This window comes from Eikenella sp. HMSC061C02, assembly GCF_001809035.1.
Taxonomy (GTDB): Bacteria; Pseudomonadota; Gammaproteobacteria; order Burkholderiales; family Neisseriaceae; genus Eikenella; species Eikenella corrodens.
Genome location: NZ_KV795533.1, coordinates 1 through 809, shown reverse-complemented (window position 1 = coordinate 809; position 809 = coordinate 1). Strand labels below are relative to the sequence as shown.

1 protein-coding gene is annotated in these 809 nt (G+C 52.9%); it reads right to left on the bottom strand.

Annotation, left to right across the window (positions count from 1 at the left end):
* Positions 1 to 21 precede the first annotated feature (21 nt).
* The coding region (locus tag HMPREF2541_RS12460) for an integrase core domain-containing protein (RefSeq protein ID WP_246824965.1) at positions 22 to 809 on the bottom strand (788 nt) is incomplete at its 5' end.

The window sequence follows — 809 nt, the reverse complement described above, 5'->3', positions numbered from 1 at the left end:
TGTAGTAAATCGGCGCGTTGTTTACACCACAGGTTGAGAGAAATAAGCCTGCAAGACCTCAAACGGCGTATTGCCGTCCAGACTACCGTGCGGCTTCACCGTATTATAGAAATTAACAAATCGGCACAACTCCTTTTGCCGATGCTCCGGACTGTCAAACGACTGTTTCTCATGCCACATCTCCATCAGGGTACGGATAACCCTTTCTGCCTTACCGTTGGTCTGCGGACGGGCAACCCGGGTAAACTTCTGACCAATCCCGTTCTCATAACAGGCCACACCGAAAGCATGGTTGGCCGAGCCTTTGTATTCCGTACCGTTGTCGGAGTAAACACACTCAATCAGGTAGGGGCAGGGATCAATCAGGTGTTCGGTCAGAAACTTGGCGGCGCTGTCTGCGGTTTTGTCCGGCAGGATGGCGGCGTATAGCTCTCTTGAGAAATCATCGATGGCGACAAACAGGTAATCCCGCTTATCGGTAGCTTTCTGCCCTTTGAGCAGCGGCAGCCGTTTGGTGTCGAGATGCACCAGCTCTCCGGGGTAGGATTTATTGTAGCGTTTGGCCTGCTTTTTAAGTTTTTCCTGAATGCTGCGTTCTACCTTGGACAGGCGTTTCATTCCGTACTTTGCCTGTTTGAAACGGTTGTTGGTACTGGTTTGGGGTTTGAGCAGCCTGCCCCTTGCGGCTTTAAGTGCGCGGTAAATAGTGACGCGGCTGACTTGGTAGCGGCATGCCAGAGAGGTGACGCTTTCCTTCTCCTGCGTGTAGGCCAGCCAAATGGCTTGGCGGTGGTGCGGGGTGAGATGGG